At 72.2% G+C, this 647-nt stretch carries 1 protein-coding gene and 1 pseudogene; both read left to right on the top strand.

Annotated elements, in window-relative coordinates:
- A partial coding sequence (locus DW299_RS18895) for a hypothetical protein (RefSeq protein WP_168443075.1) occupies positions 1-191 on the top strand: 191 nt, incomplete at its 5' end.
- A gap of 72 nt (positions 192-263) precedes the next feature.
- Positions 264-647 (top strand): annotated as a pseudogene (locus tag DW299_RS18890) (sugar phosphate isomerase/epimerase family protein); the annotation flags it as partial.

Here is a 647-nt window from a genome sequence, read left to right as displayed (position 1 = left end):
GCGGCACCGAGCGGCGGGGGCTGCCCGCCACACTGCTCGGTGCCGCGCGGATCCACGGTGAGGCGGACATGCGGGCGACGCTCGAGTTCGCGGAGGCCGAGCCGGGGTCGCGCTCCGAGCTGATCGACGCGATCGCCCGCCTCGACGGGGTGCGCTCGGTCGTGGTGCAGGGGTTCTCGGAGGACGATTGATGCATATGTCATGACCTGCTAACATTCGAGACGAACCCAGGGTTCGACCATTCAATGGAGAAAGGACAACGCGTGATCCGCATCGCGAACGCGCCGGTGAGCTACGGAGTCTTCGAACTCGCTCGACCGGACCTCGTGGCCCTCCCCGACGGGGAGCAGCTCGCCCGCTGGATCAGCGAAGCCGGATACCAGGGCATCGACCTGGGCCCCGTCGGTCTCCTCGGCCAGGGCGCCGAGCTCGACGAGCGCCTCTCCCGCCACGGCCTCGACCTCGCCGGCGGCTGGGTCGACCTGCCGTTCGCGGGCGAGGACGAGGAGTTCGCCGCCGCGCTGGCCGGCCTCGACCGCACGCTCGACGTGTTCGTCACCGCCGCCGAGCGCGGCCAGGACCTCGCACCGCTGCCCACCCTCGCCGACTCCGGCAGCCCCGCCCGCAAGGCCCGCCCGGGCGGGGCT

Source organism: Microbacterium sp. K35, assembly GCF_004794375.1.
GTDB classification, from domain to species: Bacteria; Actinomycetota; Actinomycetes; order Actinomycetales; family Microbacteriaceae; genus Microbacterium; species Microbacterium sufflavum.
This window is presented reverse-complemented; position numbering and strand designations above follow the sequence as displayed.